At 62.0% G+C, this 18,785-nt stretch carries 21 protein-coding genes; 11 read left to right on the forward strand and 10 right to left on the reverse strand.

Annotated features, from left to right (window positions below):
• Window positions 1-4: 4 nt before the first annotated feature.
• Complete coding sequence (locus tag AC1Q61_RS06665) at window positions 5-1,390, forward strand: FAD-binding oxidoreductase (protein ID WP_492651091.1); 1,386 nt, start codon at window positions 5-7, stop codon at window positions 1,388-1,390.
• Here AC1Q61_RS06665 and AC1Q61_RS06670 read toward each other — a convergent pair.
• Window positions 1,371-2,699 (reverse strand): diacylglycerol/lipid kinase family protein, encoded by a 1,329-nt coding sequence (locus AC1Q61_RS06670; protein WP_003943249.1) that lies wholly within the window; start codon window positions 2,697-2,699, stop codon window positions 1,371-1,373. The genes AC1Q61_RS06665 and AC1Q61_RS06670 overlap by 20 nt on opposite strands.
• A 140-nt stretch (window positions 2,700-2,839) precedes the next feature.
• On the opposite strand from AC1Q61_RS06670, the gene AC1Q61_RS06675 reads away from it, so the two are divergent.
• Genes AC1Q61_RS06675 through AC1Q61_RS06690 form a run of 4 tightly spaced genes read left to right on the forward strand, consistent with a single transcriptional unit; the run spans window position 2,840 to window position 4,812 of the window.
• Window positions 2,840-3,274, forward strand: a complete 435-nt coding sequence (locus tag AC1Q61_RS06675) for a hypothetical protein (RefSeq protein ID WP_030536208.1) — start codon at window positions 2,840-2,842, stop codon at window positions 3,272-3,274.
• Window positions 3,271-3,534: a hypothetical protein gene (locus AC1Q61_RS06680; protein ID WP_007730221.1), complete on the forward strand. Its 264-nt coding sequence runs from the start codon at window positions 3,271-3,273 to the stop codon at window positions 3,532-3,534. Before AC1Q61_RS06675 ends, AC1Q61_RS06680 begins: the two co-directional genes overlap by 4 nt.
• A complete protein-coding gene (locus AC1Q61_RS06685; RefSeq protein ID WP_042922893.1) occupies window positions 3,522-4,166 on the forward strand; it encodes a TetR/AcrR family transcriptional regulator in 645 nt (214 codons plus the stop codon). The genes AC1Q61_RS06680 and AC1Q61_RS06685 overlap by 13 nt, the downstream gene beginning before the upstream one ends.
• Before the next feature lie 10 nt (window positions 4,167-4,176).
• On the forward strand, window positions 4,177-4,812 hold the full coding sequence (locus tag AC1Q61_RS06690) for a DUF5701 family protein (protein WP_042922895.1): 636 nt from the start codon (window positions 4,177-4,179) through the stop codon (window positions 4,810-4,812).
• Here AC1Q61_RS06690 and AC1Q61_RS06695 read toward each other — a convergent pair.
• On the reverse strand, window positions 4,809-6,242 hold the full coding sequence (locus AC1Q61_RS06695; protein ID WP_042922897.1) for an amidase: 1,434 nt from the start codon (window positions 6,240-6,242) through the stop codon (window positions 4,809-4,811). The two genes, AC1Q61_RS06690 and AC1Q61_RS06695, sit on opposite strands and share 4 nt — an antisense overlap.
• A 68-nt stretch (window positions 6,243-6,310) precedes the next feature.
• Between AC1Q61_RS06695 and AC1Q61_RS06700 the strand changes: the two genes are divergently transcribed.
• Genes AC1Q61_RS06700 through AC1Q61_RS06710 form a run of 3 tightly spaced genes read left to right on the forward strand, consistent with a single transcriptional unit; the run spans window position 6,311 to window position 9,158 of the window.
• Entirely contained in the window at window positions 6,311-6,943 is a 633-nt protein-coding gene (locus AC1Q61_RS06700) for a TetR/AcrR family transcriptional regulator (RefSeq protein ID WP_231917414.1), read from the forward strand.
• Entirely contained in the window at window positions 6,940-7,794 is an 855-nt protein-coding gene (locus AC1Q61_RS06705; RefSeq protein ID WP_042922901.1) for an alpha/beta fold hydrolase, read from the forward strand. Before AC1Q61_RS06700 ends, AC1Q61_RS06705 begins: the two co-directional genes overlap by 4 nt.
• Before the next feature lie 59 nt (window positions 7,795-7,853).
• A complete protein-coding gene (locus tag AC1Q61_RS06710) occupies window positions 7,854-9,158 on the forward strand; it encodes an HNH endonuclease signature motif containing protein (RefSeq protein WP_492651090.1) in 1,305 nt (434 codons plus the stop codon).
• 81 nt (window positions 9,159-9,239) lie between these two features.
• Here the strand turns inward: AC1Q61_RS06710 and AC1Q61_RS06715 are convergent, their stop codons facing one another.
• From AC1Q61_RS06715 to AC1Q61_RS06730, 4 genes are all read right to left on the reverse strand, one after another.
• Window positions 9,240-9,938 carry a type 1 glutamine amidotransferase domain-containing protein gene (locus AC1Q61_RS06715; RefSeq protein ID WP_030537402.1) on the reverse strand — a complete coding sequence of 233 codons (699 nt, stop codon included), beginning with the start codon at window positions 9,936-9,938 and terminating at the stop codon, window positions 9,240-9,242.
• Window positions 9,939-10,077: 139 nt separating this feature from the next.
• Window positions 10,078-11,511, reverse strand: coding sequence for a lipase family protein (locus tag AC1Q61_RS06720; protein ID WP_116057683.1), 1,434 nt, complete (start codon window positions 11,509-11,511; stop codon window positions 10,078-10,080).
• Between the two features lie 145 nt (window positions 11,512-11,656).
• Entirely contained in the window at window positions 11,657-12,349 is a 693-nt protein-coding gene (locus tag AC1Q61_RS06725; protein WP_080712795.1) for a TetR/AcrR family transcriptional regulator, read from the reverse strand.
• A gap of 58 nt (window positions 12,350-12,407) precedes the next feature.
• Window positions 12,408-12,578: a hypothetical protein gene (locus AC1Q61_RS06730; protein WP_003943130.1), complete on the reverse strand. Its 171-nt coding sequence runs from the start codon at window positions 12,576-12,578 to the stop codon at window positions 12,408-12,410.
• Between the two features lie 154 nt (window positions 12,579-12,732).
• Here AC1Q61_RS06730 and AC1Q61_RS06735 point away from each other — a divergent pair, with 154 nt between their 5' ends.
• Window positions 12,733-13,146, forward strand: coding sequence for a hypothetical protein (locus AC1Q61_RS06735; protein WP_003942828.1), 414 nt, complete (start codon window positions 12,733-12,735; stop codon window positions 13,144-13,146).
• 30 nt (window positions 13,147-13,176) lie between these two features.
• On the opposite strand, the gene AC1Q61_RS06740 is transcribed toward AC1Q61_RS06735, so the two are convergent.
• The 3 genes from AC1Q61_RS06740 to AC1Q61_RS06750 all read right to left on the reverse strand — a co-directional run bounded on the left by AC1Q61_RS06740 (window position 13,177) and on the right by AC1Q61_RS06750 (window position 15,637).
• The gene (locus AC1Q61_RS06740) at window positions 13,177-14,451 is read right to left on the reverse strand and encodes an RNA polymerase sigma factor (protein WP_042922905.1); all 1,275 of its coding nucleotides are present in this window, start codon (window positions 14,449-14,451) and stop codon (window positions 13,177-13,179) included.
• Window positions 14,452-14,453: 2 nt separating this feature from the next.
• The gene (locus tag AC1Q61_RS06745; RefSeq protein WP_007735729.1) at window positions 14,454-14,882 is read right to left on the reverse strand and encodes a YciI family protein; all 429 of its coding nucleotides are present in this window, start codon (window positions 14,880-14,882) and stop codon (window positions 14,454-14,456) included.
• Window positions 14,883-15,043: 161 nt separating this feature from the next.
• The gene (locus AC1Q61_RS06750) at window positions 15,044-15,637 is read right to left on the reverse strand and encodes a hypothetical protein (RefSeq protein WP_030537406.1); all 594 of its coding nucleotides are present in this window, start codon (window positions 15,635-15,637) and stop codon (window positions 15,044-15,046) included.
• 93 nt (window positions 15,638-15,730) lie between these two features.
• Here AC1Q61_RS06750 and AC1Q61_RS06755 point away from each other — a divergent pair, with 93 nt between their 5' ends.
• Both AC1Q61_RS06755 and AC1Q61_RS06760 read left to right on the forward strand, forming a co-directional pair.
• Window positions 15,731-16,702, forward strand: coding sequence for an alpha/beta hydrolase (locus tag AC1Q61_RS06755; RefSeq protein WP_065456498.1), 972 nt, complete (start codon window positions 15,731-15,733; stop codon window positions 16,700-16,702).
• Between the two features lie 9 nt (window positions 16,703-16,711).
• Complete coding sequence (locus AC1Q61_RS06760) at window positions 16,712-17,791, forward strand: helix-turn-helix domain-containing protein (protein WP_252194661.1); 1,080 nt, start codon at window positions 16,712-16,714, stop codon at window positions 17,789-17,791.
• A 22-nt stretch (window positions 17,792-17,813) separates the two neighbouring features.
• Here AC1Q61_RS06760 and AC1Q61_RS06765 read toward each other — a convergent pair whose 3' ends face one another.
• Window positions 17,814-18,713, reverse strand: a complete 900-nt coding sequence (locus AC1Q61_RS06765; RefSeq protein ID WP_042922908.1) for a LysR family transcriptional regulator — start codon at window positions 18,711-18,713, stop codon at window positions 17,814-17,816.
• Between the last annotated feature and the right edge of the window lie 72 nt (window positions 18,714-18,785).

An 18,785-nucleotide genomic window follows, 5' to 3' on the forward strand; every position in this document is an offset into this window, starting at 1 on the left:
GACCATGAACCTTCAGACCCCCACGCTCGACGCCGCGGTCGAATCACTGCGCGCAGAGGTGACCGGCTCCGTTTCCCTGCCTGGCGAAACGGGATACGAGTTGGCGATTCCGTGGAATGCAGCGGTTCCCGTCGCGCCTGGCGCTGTGGTGGCAGTCGAGAGCGCGCAAGACATTGTCGCAACGGTGCGATTTGCGGCGAAGTTGGGTCTGCGCGTCGGTGTTCAGCGCACCGGCCACGGCGCGGTCCCTCTCGGCAGTGACGTTCTCCTCGTCCACACCGGCAGGCTCACGGAGTGCGTCGTCGACCCCGAAAACCGCACTGCCCGAATCGGCGCGGGCTTGATCTGGCAGGACGTCATCGACGCTGCCGCACCCCACGGCTTGGCGCCACTGGCAGGTTCTTCACCCACGGTCGGAGTCGCCGGCTTCCTCACCGGCGCCGGCATCGGCCCGATGGTGCGCACGTACGGGCTCTCGTCGGATCACGTTCGTTCGTTCGACATCGTCACCGGCAGTGGCGAACTCATTCATGTCACCCCCGACGAACATGCCGAATTGTTCTGGGGGCTACGCGGCGGCAAGGCCACACTGGGCATTGTCACAGCCATCGAGATCGACCTACTACCGGTCACCCACTTCTACGGCGGTGCACTCTATTTCGACGGCGCAGATGCAAGCGCGGTCGCGCACGCCTGGCTGGACTGGGGCGCCGACCTGCCTGAGCACAGCTCGACCTCTCTTGCCTTTCTGCAACTTCCACCCCTTCCACAGGTTCCGCCACCGCTGGCCGGCAGGCTCACCGTCGCGGTCAGATTCGCAAGTCTTGCCGAGGAATCCGATGCCAAGTCACTGATCGACCGAATCCGTTCAATCGCAACACCCTTGATCGACGCAGTCGGTGTGCTGCCTTATGCCGCCCTCGGGGCAGTGCACGCCGATCCCGTCGACCCGATGCCGACGCACGAATCCACGGCATTGACCAACGAGCTGTCACACGAGGCCGTCGACGCACTGCTCGCCGCTGCCGGCCCCGGATCCGGTTCACCCCAAACCGTCGTCGAATTACGTCTCCTCGGGGGCGCCCTCGCACGGGAACCTGAGCACCGCAGCGCCTTCTGCCATCGGGACGCTGCCTTCTCGCTGTTCACCGTCGGAGTTCTTGCCCCACCGATGGTCGACGCGGTAGTCCCGCACGCCGAGACTCTCGGACGAACGATGGAGCCATGGACGAACGGGCATGCACTGCCCAACTTCGCGCCGAGCGTCGACCCGGAGAAGATCGCCCGCACCTACGACGAGGACACCGCTCACTGGCTGAGCGCTTTGGCGGACACGCATGATCCACAGGGAGTTCTGGCCGTCGGTCAGGTCATGCGCCGGATCTCCTGAACTTCGCCAACTCTCGCAACCGGACCAGATCCCAGGCGTGCCGGGGGCGACGGATACCCGGTCGATCTCGGGGGACTCTGACCCTCAGCGCCTGCGGACTGACCGTGCATCTGACCGGAGTTGGCATCACCAGCGCCTCGCCGTCGACGCCGACCGGAATCTCGTCGGTGTCGGCGTCGACGATCACCTCGAATCCGGTGCCCTGAGCCAGACCGTGTTGATGCGCCCGATGGAGCAACCCGATGGCCTGACGTGCACTGCTGACGGAGATCGCGACGATTCCGAGAGTGCCCCGGTCCAATCGCGGCCGATGACCGAGCCCCGCCAGGTCGTTCATCTCGTACGGGCCGTTGCTGACCAGCACAGCCTGTGGACCCACCGCGGACACGCTCGGGGAGCGCGCGGTCAGCACCGCTCCGGCACGTCCGGCGAGGAGATCCGGGAGCATCTGCAAGAAGGTGCTGGTCTTGGCGTCGCGGTACTCCGGACTCTGGACTACCTCGGCGTACGCCCCGAACGATGCGTTGTTGACGAAAGTTCGACCGCCGACGTTTCCCAGATCCACCGTGACCTCGACGCCGTCGACGAGCGCGTCGAGGCACCGAGATGGATCCTCGAGATCGAGCCCCAGATCCGCGGCGAAGTGGTTGCGCGTTCCCGCGCTGACGACGAGGAAGGGCAGGTCGTGTTCCGCCGCGACAGCAGCAACCAGCGCCTGCGTTCCGTCGCCACCGGCCACACCGAGTAGGTCGGCGCCGTCCGCGACCGCCTGCCTGGCCAAGGCCGTCACGTCGATCTTCTCGGGCCCCTCGAGCAGTGCGACCGTGGCCCCCCGTTCCTCGGCCTTGCGTTTCAAGTCGAACTTCTCGACCTTGCCACCACCGGAGTTCGGGTTCATCACGAAGAACGGCTTGACGGGCGGCGGTGCCGGTCGCTCGACAACCGGCAATTCCTTCTCCTCCCCCGCCAAGGCGGTGCGAGCGCAGATACCGGCTACCACGAACAACCCGATCGCGAGCAGCACCACCCACAGGAGTCGTTCTCGGACCAGGAACGTGAGCACCACGATCGGGGTCAGTACCACCACCGCCAACGAGATCCAGCGGAGGAATCCGCGGGTGGTCAGAAACCAGTACACGGCCACGACACACACGACCACCCCACCGATCCCCAGGATCAGCATGGTCAAGGCTTTCAGTCCGGCGAAGATCAGGAGCACCGCGACTGCAAGAACCAGGGCCGCGAAGGCTGCGCGCGCCAACCAACTCTGTTTCGACGAGGGCCGATCCGTGTGGGCAGAGGTCGTCATCGAGCCACCTCCCCGCGATTGTCATTTCGGCCGGTACTTCGACGCTATCCCTTCGAAGCAGGCCAGTCACCTACCGGCAAGAATCTCGCGATCGCGCACTGCTACTTTATGACGACACCTCGTCATAAAAAGGAGTAGCCGTGACAACACCGACGTCCGAAGCCTGGGAATCCGCCGAAGGAACCCTGACCGGCATTCGGAAAGCCGGACTCCACGGACTACGTTGGACGGCCTGGTTGGCCGGCGCGACAGGTCTCGCACAATTGGTGTCGATCGGGCTGAACTTCACCGACACTGTCAGCGGAATCGTTCCGGCCACGTACCCGCCTGTAGATGTGGCGTGCAGCGTCGTCGCGCTCGTTCTTCTGGTCAGCCTGCTTGTCGGCCGCCCCAACGGTCCCGCGATGTTGTCGAGTCTCGCCCTCCTTATGGCCATGCTGATGGCGCCCACCCTTCACAAACATGCACCCGCGTCGCTCTGGCTGGCGGCGGCACACGCCGTCTCGGTCGTCGCCGTCATCACGCTGTCCGTGATGACTTCGCGGTTCTCCAGTGCCGAGTTGGATCGGTCGTGACACCGGATTCACCCCTCTCGCTTGCAGCTGAGGAATGGATCACTGATCTCACTACCGCGGAGATGGAGCGATTGCGCAAACGCACGACGCTCACACTCGCCGAAGAACAAGAGGTCTGCCGATCCGTACGCTCGATCGCGCAGCAGATGATGCTCGCACCCGTCTCGATGTGGCAAGGTGATCCGCGCCTTGTTGCGGACCTGTTCGACCTCCCCGTGACCGTGAATCAGACCCAGGAGGATCGACCATGCCGAAGTTGACCGGTGGCGCGACAACCGCAGAGCACAAAATCGCCACCCGAGAAGCCATGTTGGACGCATTCATTCGCGAACTTCACGAGCAGGGCTGGCAAAACGTGAAGCTGCAGACCGTGGCCCAGGCGGCCGGCGTCTCGCGGACAGCGGTGTACAACTACTTCCCCGACAAATCCGCGTTACTGCTCGCCTGGTCCACCCGCGAGATGGACAGGTTCCTACTCCTGGCCGAGCGTGAGCTCGCGGACCGCGAGAATCCTGTGGACCGACTCGAAATCCTCGTCAAACTGACACTCGTCGAGTTCTCACTGCAACGATTCACAGGAATCGCGTTGGTCGAATTGTTGTCAGCGCAGGATCGCGAAATTTTCCTCGAACATATTGTCCCGCTGTCGGTTCTGGTCGAACAGCTCGTCCAGGAAGGTGTCGACGCCGGTGTCTTTGTCGATTCCGATGCTGCCGCATCCGCGCAACTCATCCTCGCCTGCGTGGAAAGCCGACGCCCGATGCTCATGGCCGGCGACCGAGTGGACGCCGTCGTAGCGACCACCGTCCCGTTCATCATGCGCGCGTTGGGCGTTGCGTGGCCGGCTTCCCCCGCAGCCGAACCCTCCGATCGCTCTGCTCACGATCGGTAGGATCGCAGATATGCATTTCGACCTCCCGCCCATCGATCAGCAGGCCGAGCGATTGATCGAACTCGGTGTTCACGAGATGGCCGGACTTTCTGCCGGCGATGTCAGGGAGGCCGCAACCGGGCACGGTGATGTCGGACTACTCACCGTGCACGAAAAACTGGCTCCGGCTTCAGTTCTGACTCCGCTGCTCGAGCTCGGGAACAAGCGCGGATTCATAGTCGTCGACATGGCGGACGTCGATCTGTTCGCCCCCACCGAGCAGGCAACGCTGCCCGAAAGCCCATTACATCTGCTCAGTGGAGTCGACCGCGGGGATCACCTGGCCAACTGGAGCCCGGACGAAGCATTGCCCGCAATCGTCGACGCAGACCGTACGCCGCTGACGCTTACCGAAGGCATCCACTGGCTGTTGCAGCGCCCCGACATTCTCGAACGCGGAAAGTGTTTCATGACCATCGGCTCCCGACTGCGCAAACCTGACGGATCCTTCGACACCAGAACTCCCGCCGTGTGGATCAGCAACGGAACCGGTCGCGACGGCAAAGACAACCGCAACGCCCCGAAAGTCGGGTGGTGCTGGTGGGGTAACCGCCACACGTGGTTGGGGTTCGCATCGGCGAGCGACCGGGTACCGCTCCCGAACTAGAGCACGGTTGCGCGGTCGAATCGGTACCGATCCTTCCACGGCATCTCGGCCTCGAGCATTGCAGCGGCAGAAAGTAATTCCGCGTCGCAACCCCATTTCGCCGAGATCATCACGCCGAGTGGAACGCCGTCTTCCGTCCAACCGAGTGGCAGACTGATCGACGGGAAACCGGTTGCATTGGCGACGACGGTGTTTCCGGTGAAAGCGACCATGTCGATCAGTTCGGTCGCGGGATCTTCGTCGTTGCGCAACTCCCCGATCGCAAGCGGCGGCTTCGTCACAGTCGGAGTGACAACAAGGTCGGCGTCGGCGTAGTCGAGACTCCATCGCCGCGCCCAGGCCTGAACAATACCGATTGCCGCGGCCAGCTCACCCGAAGACACCTGGTTTGCTTGAACTCGCAAGTGCTGCACTATCGGACGCAGAAGGTGTTCGTACTCCTCCGGGATCGGCTTGGTTCCCGCCAAAGACGAGAACATCTTGACGAAAGCATCGATGAAAATGTCATCGCGAGCCTGCGGTCGCTCGAACACGTTGTGACCCAGCCCCTCCAACACAGACCCAACCTTCGATACAGCAGCCGAGAGCTGCGCATCCACGGCTCCGCCGGAGACCGATCCGTGAGCAAGAGCGACGGTCAAGGGGCGAGCCCGAACTCCCCCAGCCTGTACGACGAACTCTTCGAACGACTTCGGCCGAGGCGGGTGGATAGTTCCGGCGCCGGGTCGCGTCGCCAGAACGTCCAGCAGCGCAGCGGTATCGCGAACTGTCCGGGCGATCGGCCCCTTGCTCGCAAATCCGAAGTTGTCATGCCCCGCCACGCCCATCGTGATCAAACCGCGGCTCGGCTTGAGGCCAACGACTCCGCACGTACTTGCCGGCGAACGCAACGAACCGGCGGTGTCACTTCCCTGTGCAAACGGCACCAGACCAGCGCCGACGGCGGCAGCAGCGCCGCCACTGCTGCCGGCGGCACTCCGCGTGCGATCGAACGGGCTGCGAGCAGGCGGAGCGACTTCCGGCTCGGTGTAACAGGCTGCCCCGAACTCGGGCACCGTCGTCTTACCGATGTCGATCAACCCACCTTCTCGGATCGCCTCGACGATCTCGTCGTCAGCGTCCGGCACGAAGTCGCGAAAGAGCGCCGATCCGAAGGTCGTGCGAATGCCGCGCGTTGCGTCGAGGTCTTTGATTGCGGTCGGAACGCCGAACAGACGCGGAAGGGGCCCGGCGTCCCGCTCGTCCAACCTGCGCTGCGCTTGTTCGGCGAGGGCGACAGCGTGCTCCCCGGCGATCGTCGTGAAGGCGCCGACGTCATCGGCAGTGGTCGCACGGTCGACGAAGTACCTGGTGACTTCGGGAATCGAGACCTGCTTGGCGGCGATCACACCGGCAAGTTCGACGGCAGACAGTTGATGGAGATCGGTCATCGGGCAGCGCTCCTTGGAGGTCGATGGACACTTGTAATTTCGATACGCGTATCGCTATTGTTGTCAGCATGGTATCCGAATCCACCAGCTCTGCAAGGGCTGGTCGACCAAAAGCATTGAGTCACAGACAGATTCTTGATGCCGCGGCAGAGATCGCCGATACGGACGGCCTGGATGCGGTGTCATTTCGAGTGCTCGCCGAACGACTCGGCATATCGCCGATGTCCGTCCACCGCACAACCGGCGGCATCGACGCCTTGAGGCGAGATCTGATCTCGACTCTCGTAGGCGAAGCCGTCTCGTCGATCGACTGGCCGACCGACTGGCGCGGGGTTGCCCGCACGTTCGCCTACGGCCTCCACGATCTCCTGATGCGCCATCCCCTGGTCCTGGAAGCCCATCGGCAGGCATCACTGGAAGCACCCGGGGCCGACGATACCGCCCACCGAGTCGTGAGCGCCCTTTCCTTGGCAGGCCTCGAGGACGAGCAGGCCACGTACGCATACGGCGCGCTGCATGATTTCGTCACCGGACACGTCGCAATTCAATTGGGACGCGGCGCTTTCGACAGCGCACCTGCCGATCGACGCGAGGCATCGGTGTTCGCACTTCATCACGATCCCACCCGAAGGTTCGAGTTCGGAGTCGCCCTCATCCTGGACGGTGTGGCGTCGATCGCGCAGCAAGGAACCACATCATGACGAGCGGCGTGACCACAACCGAAATTCGCGACGCGTCGGGGCGTCGTATCGCATTCTGCGAGTACGGCGATCCGACTGGCCACCCGGTAGTCGTGGCCCACGGATCACCTGGCAGCCGATACGAAGGGCTCTCACTCCACAACGCGTCTTCGACGGCTGGCATACGGCTGATAGTCCCCGATCGACCCGGCTTCGGACGCACGGATCCGTACACGGACAAGGGATTTCATTCCTGGGACGACGACTTCGTCACCCTGGTCGATCACCTCGAGTTGGGCTCGGCCACACTGATGGGTTTCTCCGGAGGCGGCGGTTACGCGCTCGCAGTCGCTGCAGCCGTTCCCGAACGAGTCTCGAAACTGGTGCTGGCGTGCGCCATGATCCCCGGGGCACCGCGAAATACTTTGCGACGCAGAATAAAACTGGTATCTGCGTTGTACTTTGCCGCCAACTGGGCTCCCCGTGTGGCCGGCGCAATGCTCGCAGGAACCGGAGTGTTCTCCAAGCTACGCAGCGACTCAGTCTCGATCTGGCCGGCCGCCGATCAGGCCGTCATGACCGACGAGGTACATCGCCCCGCTCTCCAGTTGGATTCATCCGAAGGGATCGCACAGGGCGGATCCGCAGGGGTTGTCGACTTGGCTCGGTATCGCCACGAGATGCCTGGACTCTTCCAATCGATCTCGGTACCAACGGTTTTCCTACACGGAACCGACGACGGAAACGTACCCATCGAAGTAGCCCGCTGGGCACACTCGTTGATTCCCGACTCTCGCTTCGAAGAGATCAACGGAGGCGGCCATCTGTTCGTCGTCGCGGACCCCACTCCACTCCTTCGCGCCCTCGCCTAATTCCCTCTTGACTCGAACGCGTGTTCGAGTACCCTTTGGGGAGGGGATCGGGGGATTCAATGAGTGTCTTGTTGTCGGATGTGGTGTCTGGTTCTGCGGTGGGGTTACGCGGACGGTTGTGGCAGTTGTCTGCTGCTGAGTTGCGCGCTGCTGCGGTGTCGGCGAGTGCGGAGATTCTGCGCCTCGAGGCGGTTCGTGTGGCGGTGGTGGACGAGTTGTCGTTGCGCCCGGATGATCAGGTGATTGCCAGCCGCGGTGTGGGGTCCTGGTTGGCGGCGAACACGATGCTGCAGGTTCGGGACGGGAAGAAGATCGCCGCGTTGGGTGCAGCTTTGCGGCCGTTTCCTGCGGTGGCGGCTCGGTTCGATTGCGGGGATTGCTCCTTCGAGCACGCCGTGTTGATCGTGGCGTTCTGTGAATCACCACCTAAAGGCATGCCGGAGGAAGCACTCCCGAAGTGCATCGACCTGTTGTTGGCTGCTGCGTCGGGTGTGGAGGCGACGACCACGAAGGTGCGGAACGTGATCGCGACGTTGGAGAGGTTGTTCGAGTCCGATGAGATCCCGCCCGCCGAGGATGTCGATCTCAATGAGTTGCGGATCGCGTCGACATTGAACGGTCGGGTGGTGGTGCGCGGTGATTTCGATGCCCTCACCGGTGAAATGTTGTTGTCGGCGTTGTCGAATCTGACGATGCCGACCCCGGCGCCGGACGGAACCCCGGATTCTAGGTCGGCGGCGAAACGCACGGCGGACGGGTTCAGCGAACTGATCCGCCGCTATCTGGACTGTGCCAAGACCGGAACCGATGGTGGCCAGCGCCCGCACGTGAACGTGCACATCAACGCCCGTGATCTCGCTGAGCACCGAGACTGCGCCGCCACACCCTCGCCCGATGGTGGTGGAATGGCTGTGTCGGATCTTGATGTCGGGCACATGCCCTGGCTCGGACCACTCTCGGTGTCGCAGACCCGACTCCTCGGATGTGATTGTTTCCTCTCCACCGTCCTGCTCGACAGTCACGGCGCGCCCTTGGATGCGAAACCAGGAAAGAGGTTGGTCACCGCCGAACAGCGAGTGGCGTTGATCGCCCGAGACAGGGGCTGCGCGTTCCCGGGGTGTTCATGTGTGCCTGCCTGGACGGATGCGCACCATATTAAGCACTGGGCGAACGGTGGCCCGACGGTGATGAACAACCTGGTCCTGCTGTGCCGTTCACATCATCGGTTGATGCACCGGAAATCAGGGTTCGTCGGGAAATGGGTGATCCGAATCGGCGCCGACAACAAACCCTGGTTCGTCCCGCCACCCTCGATCGACCCTGGGCAGCACCCGCGACCGGCGAACACCACCTTCAAAACCTGAGAGGTCAAACCTCTTTGGCGACAACAGAAAACGGACCAGCGCCGCATCGAGGAGACCTCGATGCGGCGCCAAAAAACATGCTCAGCCCAAGTCGGCGACAATCCGCTCGGCGAGAGGCCGTGACGACGCCGGATTCTGACCGGTGTAGAGCTTGCGGTCCACCACGACATAAGGCGACCACGCCTCAGCCTTCGAGAATTTGCCGCCCAATTCGCGTAGGCGAGTTTCGAGCAGCCACGGAGCCTTGTCCGCCAGACCAGCCTGCGTCTCCTCTTCGTTGGTGAACGCGGTCAGCTGATAGCCGTCGAACAGCCAGCTTCCATCGGGTCTCTGGGCCGGCAGGAGTGCCGCCGGCGCGTGACAGACCGCCGAGACCACCTTGTCCGCGTCCAAGAAGTTCACGAGAAGCTCACCGAAGGATGCCGACACCGCAAGATCCTCCATCGGTCCGTGCCCACCCGGTACAAAGACCACGTCGTAATCGGCAGCATCGGCGTTCTCCAGAATCTCCGGCGAATCGAGCACCGGCTGCAGATCGGCGATGTACTTGCGCATACGGTCGGCGCCTTCTTGCCCGCCGTTCACCTCGGGCGCCAGGCTTCCCTCGTCCACAACGGGAGCTTTACCGCCAGGCGTCGCGATCACGATCTCGTAGCCGGCGTCGACGAAAACGCGATGCGCCTCGACCAGTTCTTCCGCCCAGTACCCGGTCGGGTGGGGTGTTCCGTCCTTCAGCGTCCAGTGATCTGCAGAAGTGACCGCAAACAACAGCTTTGTCATCGCGCAACCTTTCGTCGGTAAAAGGAACCCATTGGTGACAAGACACCATCTTCAAGGCCCGATCAATGAAATAACGTCCAGTCAGTGCAACACGCTGCCCTTGTGAGAATTCCTCACCACCGCAGAATCACGTCACCCGTCAGGTCCCGATCGGTTTGCCGAACAGGCCTGCGACGAGTTCACCGACCGCATCCACCCAGACTGGCCAGGTCCTCTGATCAAGCGCCATGGATCCAGCGTCGAAGGTGCTGCATCCCTGCTGAGCAGGCACACCAGCGAACCGATCACGAAGCCACAGTAGAGCACTCGGCAAAGCGACGACTTCCATGCTGACATGCTCACTGAAGTGGTCTCTGGTGTAAACGACACTCGCAGAAGGATCTTGGCAATAGGTATCGACAAGTTTGTTCACCGGGCCAACAGGCACCAACCAGTCGGGATTCGACTGATAGATGTACATCGGCACGTCAGGAACAGACTTACCCATGGCAGCTCGGGAGAGCGCAGCTCTCACCGTGGGGTGTTGGACCGGATCTCCCGGGACATCGAGGAAGCCCTTGATGTTGAGGAAGGGCACTGCAGCCGACGTCCAGAGCATGCACAGGTTGTCCTTGGCAGCGAAAAGCGCTCGGCCGGCAGGGTTTATGTGCTGATCGATGAAACCTGCAAGTTCAGGATCTTCTCGGCTCACTCCGATTACACCGGCAGCGACGATCCCGGCCCCGAGAGCGTTGTTGGCATTGTCGAGCAAAGCGCCGAGATCCGCGGCAACACCACCTTCGGCGACTCCGACGATATTCAGTTCCGGCGCGTACGCCTGCCGTATTTCAGCTGCGTGACCGGTAGGAATCGATCCACCCGAGTAGCCGAGCAGCCCTACGCGAGTTGACCGCCCTTGCAGCTCCATGGGTTCGAAGTTCTCAGCAGCACGAATACCGTCGAGCGTGATCCGGGCCGCGACGGGGCCGGAGGCGAAGGAAGAATTGGGTCCCTGATGATCGGGCACCGACAATGCCCAGCCCTGCGCCAGTGCCGCCTGCACTTCGAGGAATTGAGCCCCACCGGTCGCAGCGCCCGTCACCAGCCACGGCAACGCGCCTTGCTGCATGACATACGAAGGTGCGCAGTAGTTTCCGAGTGAATCCTCTGCCATCTGAAAGGACAGCAGCGGGCGCGGGCCTCCATCGCGAGTGTCGCCACGCGGCTTGATCACTGTGGTGACAGCAGGAATCGCCTCGCCCGCAGCATTATTGGATCGATACGAGATCTGCCACGCATCGACGTTGGTCGGAATCAGGTTGAGAGTACCGAGATTCACCGCACGAGCGGCGATGATCTCACCCGGTTGCTTGGATTCGACGACCTCGACAGGCGGTTCATAGAAGGCCTGGTCCAGTTCAGGCAAAGGCGGTGCAACCGCAGGCGGCAGGGCAGGCTGGACCTGAATTTGGGCGGGAACACCTTCGTCCGGTGCCGCTGAGGCAGGTGCCGAAAGTCCGATCTGCCCGATTACTGCAATCACGGCAATTGCGAGGCCCCCGCGTTGTCGGTCAGTTGTCCAGCGTCGTCCCATACCAATTCCTCCCCGGAAACGCACAGATTGCCTTGTGTTGCCGCAGTTCTCATCACGAGCACACAAGTTAGATGTGAGTGTCTAACATATTGAGGACGAGAGTAGAGCGTTGTGGGCTGGATTACAATCCCCTGGTGTTCGTGACCTATTCGTCGGTGCGAAGGGGCGCGTCGTCGATCAACGCATTCAAGAGCACCGTCATCAGATCGACCAGTACCGACACGGGAGGACGAGGCTCCGCAGTGCTCCACTGGTGCACCAGCGCGGTAAGCGCGCCGATGAAAGCGGTGGACGCCCACCGGTAACCACCCGGCGGTTCGTAATCTTCGCCCACGATCCCTTTGATGATCGACTCGAAAAATGTTGCCCAGACCGAACGTTGGTCCACACGATGCTTTTCCACCCGGGGACTGACACCTACGACGTCGATGAAGGCAACGTGTGCGCGTCGTGGGTCACTTCCGACCGACTCGACGAAGGCGGCCATGGCCGTCGCTGCCTTGTCACGGAGATTGACCGAAGGCTCTGCATCGAGTGCGTCGACCATTGCAATTCTGGCGTCGAGTTGAATCTGGTCATACAGCGCGAGGAGTAGATCCTCGCGACTACCGAACTCGTCGTAGAACTGCCTTCTGGCCAGACTCGCGGACGCGCAGATATCCGCCACCGAACTTCCGGCATACCCCTGGTCTGCAAACACGCTGAGAGCAGCATTCAAAAAGAGGGAACGGCGTTCGGCCTTGCGAGCCGCGACCGACCTTCCACCGTAATTTCTGTCTGTTTCAGCGATTGCCACGTCTGCCAGAGTATGCGGCATCGCGCCGCACACAAAACGCATCTGACCTGCTGCGAAGTTCCTTCACCACCACTACCGGCGCATCGGCACTGCAGCACGATCAGGCCAATACGAAGGCCACGGCAAAAAGTGTCCAGGCGGCAGCGAGAACCGTTGACGCCGCAGTAACTGCCCCGGTCACGGCAGGTCGAGTGCTGCGGTTGCGCGCGGCGATGATCCCGACCGTTATCAAAGTCAATGCCACCAGGAACGACAAAACCACGATTTTCACCAGCAACCCCTTCGACGACGGTCAACAGAACCGGAGACTATTTAGATAGTACACAAATAAATCGTGCATTAATTAAACTCAAAGTCTGTCAGGGGATTCTTGACAGAATTCAACAGCGCCTGTCAGGCTAGTCCTGACGAAAGGAGAACTTCTCATGGAAGACCTGATCGAACGCGCCCTGACTGCGAAGATCGAGACCGCCGCGATCACCACGGTCAACGCCGCGATCACCGAGGCCGGCACTCAGGCAGACAAGATTGTCGGAACAGATCCTTTACCTGGCAGCCCTGAGTGGGAGGCAGAACAGGACACCGACATCCCGGCGCAGCGTCAGATGGCGTGGCAGTTGGCCTGTTTCCGGATTCAGCTCGCCGCAGGTATCGATTCGACGGCAAGCGTCATGAGCCTGCGTAGATTCGGCGCAACATGGTCAACCATCGGCCGCGCAGCGGGAATGACCCGTCAGTCCGCGCATGAACGGTGGGGTCGACGTGTATCGGACATGCTCGATCCCTACGGAGTCGGGATGCCGCCCATGGTGCCGAATGATGATCCGACTCAGCCCTGACTAACAATCGCGTGACTAACAATCGCGTGACTACCGATCCGGCAGCAGCGCATCGGCTTTCGCGACCAGCACAGCGCGCTCACGCTCGTTCCCGGCCAGCCGAGCCGCTTCGAGGAGTTCGGTTCTAGCCTCCTCGGATCGGCCGAGCTGACTGAGCAACTCCCCCCGAACGCTGGGAAGCAGGTGGTAGTCGGCCAGTTCACCTGAAGCGACAAGCTTGTCGACGAATTCGAGCGCAGGGCCAGGACCGTATGCCATGGATACCGCCGCCGCATGATTGAGGTCGACCACGGGCGATGGCGCCAGTTGCGCCAGAGCCTCGTAGAGGATGACTATCTTCTTCCAATCGGTGTCTTCGAAAGTTGCTGCTCGCGCATGACATTCGGCAATCGCCGCCTGCAGGCCGTACGGGCCTCGTCCACGCCCGACGGCGTCAGCTCGTTCCAGCGCGGCAAGCCCACGCGAGATCTGTAGGCGATCCCACCTCGTCCGATCCTGGTCAGCCAGCAGGATGGGTTCACCGGTCGAGGTTGTCCGAGCGCCGAATCTCGAGGCTGTCAGCTCCATCAAAGCGACAAGGCCGTGTACCTCGGACTCCCTGGGGACCAATTCGGCGAGTATTCGCGCGAGCCGCAGAGCCTCAGCACTGAGCTCCGCCCGCATCCACTCGTCCCCGGAACTGGCTGCATAGCCTTCGTTGAACACCAGGTACAGCACTCCGAGGACCGCGCTCAATCTGCTCGAAAACTCTTCTCGCCCTGGAACTTCGAAAACCGCTTTCGAGGCGGTCAGCGCCTTCTTCGCGCGGACTATCCGCTGCTGCACCGTCGCCGTCGGCGTGAGGAACGCTTTCGCAATCTCTTCCGTGGTCAAACCGCCCACCACCCGAAGCGTCAACGCCACCTGCGCTTTTCGATTCAACACGGGATGGCAGGCGATGAACATCAGGCGAAGGACATCGTCGTCGATGCGGTCCGGATCCCAGCTGACGTCGTCGAAATGTGAAGCGTCGTTCTCGAGTTCACGCGCAAAGTGGGCGTAGCGCTCGTCCAACCTCTCACGTCGTCGCCACCCGTCGATCGCTCGTCGTGTCGCCACAGATGTCAGCCAGGCAGCGGGGTTTCTCGGAACCCCCGTCGCGGGCCACTGCTCGACGGCTTCGAGCAGAGCCTGCGCGGCCAGATCCTCGGCGAGATCAAGATCTCCGACGGTGCGAGTCAACGTGGCGACAATCTTCGCGGATTCGATACGCCAGACCGCGTCGACAGCCTTTCTCGTTTCTTCTCGCACCGCCTCGTCGGTCATGGTCAGCCTGCGACCGGACGATCGGTACCGAGCTCTTCACGCCAGCCTGCCTCTTTCTGGATGTACTCGTTGTCCTGATCGAAGTCCGACATCTCGCTCACGCGGCGTACCTCGAGCTTGCTTCCCGGCCCGAGCGGGCAGCGCTTCGCCCATTCCAAGGCTTCGTCTTTGGTCGACGTCTGAATGATCCAGAATCCCGAGAACAACTCCTTCGTCTCCCCGTACGGGCCGTCGGAGACCAGCGGAGGATCGGACTCGAAATCGACGATGAATCCCTCCTCCATCGCCAGTCCCTCACCGGCCAGCAAGACACCTGCCTTGATCAGGGACTCGTTGTACTGCCCCATCGCGGCGATGATCTCGTCGAAGTCCATGTCTTTGGATGCTTCGATGGCCTCATCGGTGGAACGCATGATCAGCATGTACTTCATGAGAATCTCCTTCGTTCGTGGACCGCTCTGTTCGGTCCCTCTGCTTACACGTCGAACGGCGCACTCACCGATCGACAAACTTCCGCAACAATTTTTCCGAGTACATAACCGCCGGTCGCGATACGCTGCCCACGGTATCGGCGGACGGGCCGTCGGGCCGGTCAGAAGTCGAGAAATCCCGGCACAACTTCGCGAACGAGCCCGGTCGCGTCAGAGCTCCCGTAGAAATACACCGACCCGTAACCGAATAGGTACTCCTCTACGAAATCGGGGTGGGACTCGGCAACCACCGGCCACCCCTCTTCGTTGATCTGGAACAGGAAGCTGTGTCCATCCGCCTCGACGGCATCGGCGTAGGACGGTTCGTTCTGAATGAGCACCGGTTGCGGAGCTATCAACACCAACGGCATCACCTCGTCGTCCGATGGAATCCTGATCAACGCCGCGCTGCCAAGGCCCGCATGGCTGCCCGCCGATTCCGCACTTCGTGACGACGGCAAGTGCAGGACTGCCCTAACCCCGATGTCCGGGTATTCGAGGTCGTCATCGCCGATGGAGAAACCTCGACGGATGAAGATCGAAAGCTCTCGCACGCCGAGCCACGGCGCCGTGTGTGCCTCGAGCGTCAGAAGGTACTCGTGCGACCGCAGAATCGCCTGACCAGCGAAAACCTGCGGAGGTCGTCCACCAATCCGTGCCCCACTATTCGAATCGCTCGAACCCACCCCGAGATGTACCCTGTCCACCGGCGTCATCCTAGGGAGATCCGACGGGTGTCGGAGGGAGACTCTCCGATTTCCTACAAGCCGCTGGTGACGTAGGACACAATAAGGCTCGATGATGGGTGCATGACAACATTCCCGACTCTCGACCCCGAACTCGCCGCGGCACTCACCATGCTCCCGAAGGTGGACTTCGCTGACCTCCCCAACGCACGGGCCACCTACGACGCTCTGGTCGGCACCATGTTGGCCGACCTGTCATTCGACGGAGTCTCGCTTCGTGAACTGTCGGCACCCGGCCTGGACGGCGATCCGGAGGTCACGATTCGTTTCTTCACCCCGGACAACACTGCCGGCCCTGTCCCCGTTCTGCTCTGGATCCATGGCGGCGGATTCGCAATCGGCACCGCAGAATCCAGCGATCCATTTTGCGTCGAGGTGGCGCGGGAACTCGGATTCGCCGTTGCGAACGTGGAGTACCGCCTCGCCCCCGAAACCCCCTTCCCCGGCCCCGTCGACGACTGCTATGCCGCACTCCTCTACATCCACGCCCATGCCGAGGAGCTGGGGGTCGATCCACGCCGCATCGCAGTGGGAGGGCAGAGCGCAGGCGGTGGACTGGCCGCAGGCACTGTCCTCAAAGCCCGTGACGAGGGCGTTGTGCCCGTGGCCTTCCAATTCCTCGAAATCCCTGAACTCGACGACCGCCTGGCGACGGTCTCGATGACGAACTTCGTCGACACCCCCTTGTGGCACCGCCCTAACGCCATCCTGTCGTGGAAGTACTATCTCGGCGGGTCGTATTCCGGTCCCGAAGATCCTGACGTGTCCATTTACGCTGCGCCGTCCCGGGCTACCGACCTCACCGGTCTGCCGCCGACCTACCTGTCCACCATGGAACTCGACCCGCTCCGCGACGAAGGAATCGAATACGCCCTTCGGCTGCTGCAAGCGGGAGTCAGCGTCGAATTGCATTCCTTCCCCGGAACCTTTCACGGGTCGGCACTGGTCGCGACCGCCGCGGTCAGCGAAAGAGGTGCCGCCGAAGCCCTCACTGCGCTCAGGAGAGGGTTGCGTTCGCTCTCGCCGGTCTCGTAGCGTTGCGAGATGCAAGGACTGATGTACCGGCTTGCCGAGCTCGATGCAGACTCGGCAGGCCTGGTACGTGTCATCGATTACTTCGACGCCCTCGTGCGGCACGGCTCCGACACCGCGTCTTTGCTTCGTGCGAGCGCGCAGTTGGCGGACTGCGTCGTGGGTATCGAGATCGTCGAGCGCGGCAGAAGCAAGAAGAATTTGCGCCGTTGCGATCCGCGCGGCCGCTGGTCACCCGATCCTCAGCTCCCACCGAGCATGACCAGAAACATTGCCGTAGACGACGAGGTTCTCGGAACGGTATGGATCGAACGACCCGGGGCCAGCTTGCCACTCGACGAAATGCTCGTCGACCGGATGGCCCTGACCGCAGCGATAATTCTGCAACCGCGACGCCTGCCTACCGAAGCCGAGCACACTCGAAATCTGTTGTTCCCGATGGATGAACTCGCGGTGCTCACCTCCTGCGCCGGTCTCGGTATCGAACCCCATACCCCAGTCCGTGTAATGGCAACCAAGGCAGTCTCAGGCACGGCCGAAGGTGCTGCACACCTTGTCATTTCGCCAGATTACAAACCTGGCAAAGCCACTGGGATAGACGCTGACGGCGAGTATCTGAATCTCGTGACGGGTTCGTTCGCGGCGACACCCGAGCTGTCCGAGGCCGCGCTGTCGTCATTCATTCGCGCCGGAATATCTTTGACTGCTCCCGCTTCCGAAGTGAGCACAATACTGAGCACTGCACGATTCGCTCGTACACAGGCGTCGGCAACAACACCGATCGTGAACGCCGACAATCTCGGCGCCCTCAACCTCCTGGCGCCGGGACCACACATCGATCACTCGCGAATACCGGATCTGGTTCGTGCCGAAGAGATCGGCGACACCAAACAGGGGTTAGAACTACTCGAAACCTTGAGGTCATACCTGCAGTCCGGAACCTTGAGGGCCGCAGCAGATTCCATGCATCTTCACCACAGCAGCGTCGCGCACCGATTGGCGAAACTGTCCCAGCACGTCGGATTCCACGTCGATTCCATCGAGAACCGAGCACGCGCAACGGCCATGATGCTGGTCCTCGATGGCGGATAGGACCCACCGCGCATCACAGGCACTACGCAGTGGTTGACGATCTTTCGCGTTCAGCGAGCGCAACAAACGGCGCAAGCGCCGGATTCGGATTATCCGGGCGGTAGGTCACTGCCACGTCGAGAGTTGGTTGCTCACCGGCGATCTCACATAGATGGACACCCGGGATGCGGAGCATCCGCGCTCTGCCCTGGGGGATCGGCGCAATACCCACCCCGTCCGAGACGGCATGCAGCACCTGCTCGTCGTCGGCCTCGAATCGAACGATGCTGGGCGCCCCGTTTGGCCAAAGTTGTTCGAGCGTACGCAAATACATCCCCGGGGCGTTGGCCTCCGGCCAGAACACAACGGGGACATCCACCAGATCTCCGAGTTCGAGCGTCGCTCGACCACCGAACGGATGATCCACGGGAACAGCGACCAGGATAGGTTCGGTATCGAGGACGATCAGGGGAAGTTCTCGATCGTCTTCATCGAGCGGCGGGCGAACAACCGCGATGTCGACGGCTCCGGTTCGGACGAGGTCGACAGTCTGCGCCGAAGTGCCACGATGAACGACAACTTCGACGCCCGGGTAGAGCCTTCGATAGGTGCTGACCAGATCCGCGACTGCGCCGCCCGCCCACGAACGGGTGTACGCGATGCGCAGTTCTCCGTCCACACCGCGCGCGGCCAACCGAATTCGTTCGACCGCCCGGTCCGCACACCCGATCAAAAAGCGCGCCTCTCGTACCGCCACCTTGCCGGCTTCCGTGAAGGTGAACTGCGGACCCCGACGATCCACCAGCGGAACTCCGAGTTCGCGCTCGAGAACCTTGATCTGCTGACTGAGGGCCGATTGCGCGACGTGGACGTTCGCAGCGGCTCGAGTGAAGCTCCCATGATCCGACAGAGCGATCAGATAACGGGCACGCTGCAGGTTCATACGGCGATTATAAGAAAAACAGATGGTGGTGTCACTACTTGGTCTTGGACACGGCATCACCTGAGGTCGGAG

Source organism: Rhodococcus sp. MPR-R1B, from assembly GCF_058793255.1.

Excerpts from the sequence above, each read along its gene's own strand:
- AC1Q61_RS06720 (WP_116057683.1), bottom strand. The coding sequence starts at position 11,511 with ATGGGACGACGCTGGACAACTGACCGACAACGCGGGGGCCTCGCAATT.
- AC1Q61_RS06755 (WP_065456498.1), top strand. The coding sequence starts at position 15,731 with ATGACAACATTCCCGACTCTCGACCCCGAACTCGCCGCGGCACTCACC.
- AC1Q61_RS06750 (WP_030537406.1), bottom strand. The coding sequence starts at position 15,637 with ATGACGCCGGTGGACAGGGTACATCTCGGGGTGGGTTCGAGCGATTCG.
- AC1Q61_RS06695 (WP_042922897.1), bottom strand. The coding sequence starts at position 6,242 with ATGACCGATCTCCATCAACTGTCTGCCGTCGAACTTGCCGGTGTGATC.
- AC1Q61_RS06715 (WP_030537402.1), bottom strand. The coding sequence starts at position 9,938 with ATGACAAAGCTGTTGTTTGCGGTCACTTCTGCAGATCACTGGACGCTG.
- AC1Q61_RS06665 (WP_492651091.1), top strand. The coding sequence starts at position 5 with ATGAACCTTCAGACCCCCACGCTCGACGCCGCGGTCGAATCACTGCGC.
- AC1Q61_RS06670 (WP_003943249.1), bottom strand. The coding sequence starts at position 2,699 with ATGACGACCTCTGCCCACACGGATCGGCCCTCGTCGAAACAGAGTTGG.
- AC1Q61_RS06740 (WP_042922905.1), bottom strand. The coding sequence starts at position 14,451 with ATGACCGACGAGGCGGTGCGAGAAGAAACGAGAAAGGCTGTCGACGCG.
- AC1Q61_RS06705 (WP_042922901.1), top strand. The coding sequence starts at position 6,940 with ATGACGAGCGGCGTGACCACAACCGAAATTCGCGACGCGTCGGGGCGT.
- AC1Q61_RS06725 (WP_080712795.1), bottom strand. The coding sequence starts at position 12,349 with ATGCGTTTTGTGTGCGGCGCGATGCCGCATACTCTGGCAGACGTGGCA.
- AC1Q61_RS06690 (WP_042922895.1), top strand. The coding sequence starts at position 4,177 with ATGCATTTCGACCTCCCGCCCATCGATCAGCAGGCCGAGCGATTGATC.
- AC1Q61_RS06765 (WP_042922908.1), bottom strand. The coding sequence starts at position 18,713 with ATGAACCTGCAGCGTGCCCGTTATCTGATCGCTCTGTCGGATCATGGG.
- AC1Q61_RS06710 (WP_492651090.1), top strand. The coding sequence starts at position 7,854 with ATGAGTGTCTTGTTGTCGGATGTGGTGTCTGGTTCTGCGGTGGGGTTA.
- AC1Q61_RS06745 (WP_007735729.1), bottom strand. The coding sequence starts at position 14,882 with ATGAAGTACATGCTGATCATGCGTTCCACCGATGAGGCCATCGAAGCA.
- AC1Q61_RS06700 (WP_231917414.1), top strand. The coding sequence starts at position 6,311 with ATGGTATCCGAATCCACCAGCTCTGCAAGGGCTGGTCGACCAAAAGCA.
- AC1Q61_RS06735 (WP_003942828.1), top strand. The coding sequence starts at position 12,733 with ATGGAAGACCTGATCGAACGCGCCCTGACTGCGAAGATCGAGACCGCC.
- AC1Q61_RS06685 (WP_042922893.1), top strand. The coding sequence starts at position 3,522 with ATGCCGAAGTTGACCGGTGGCGCGACAACCGCAGAGCACAAAATCGCC.
- AC1Q61_RS06760 (WP_252194661.1), top strand. The coding sequence starts at position 16,712 with ATGCAAGGACTGATGTACCGGCTTGCCGAGCTCGATGCAGACTCGGCA.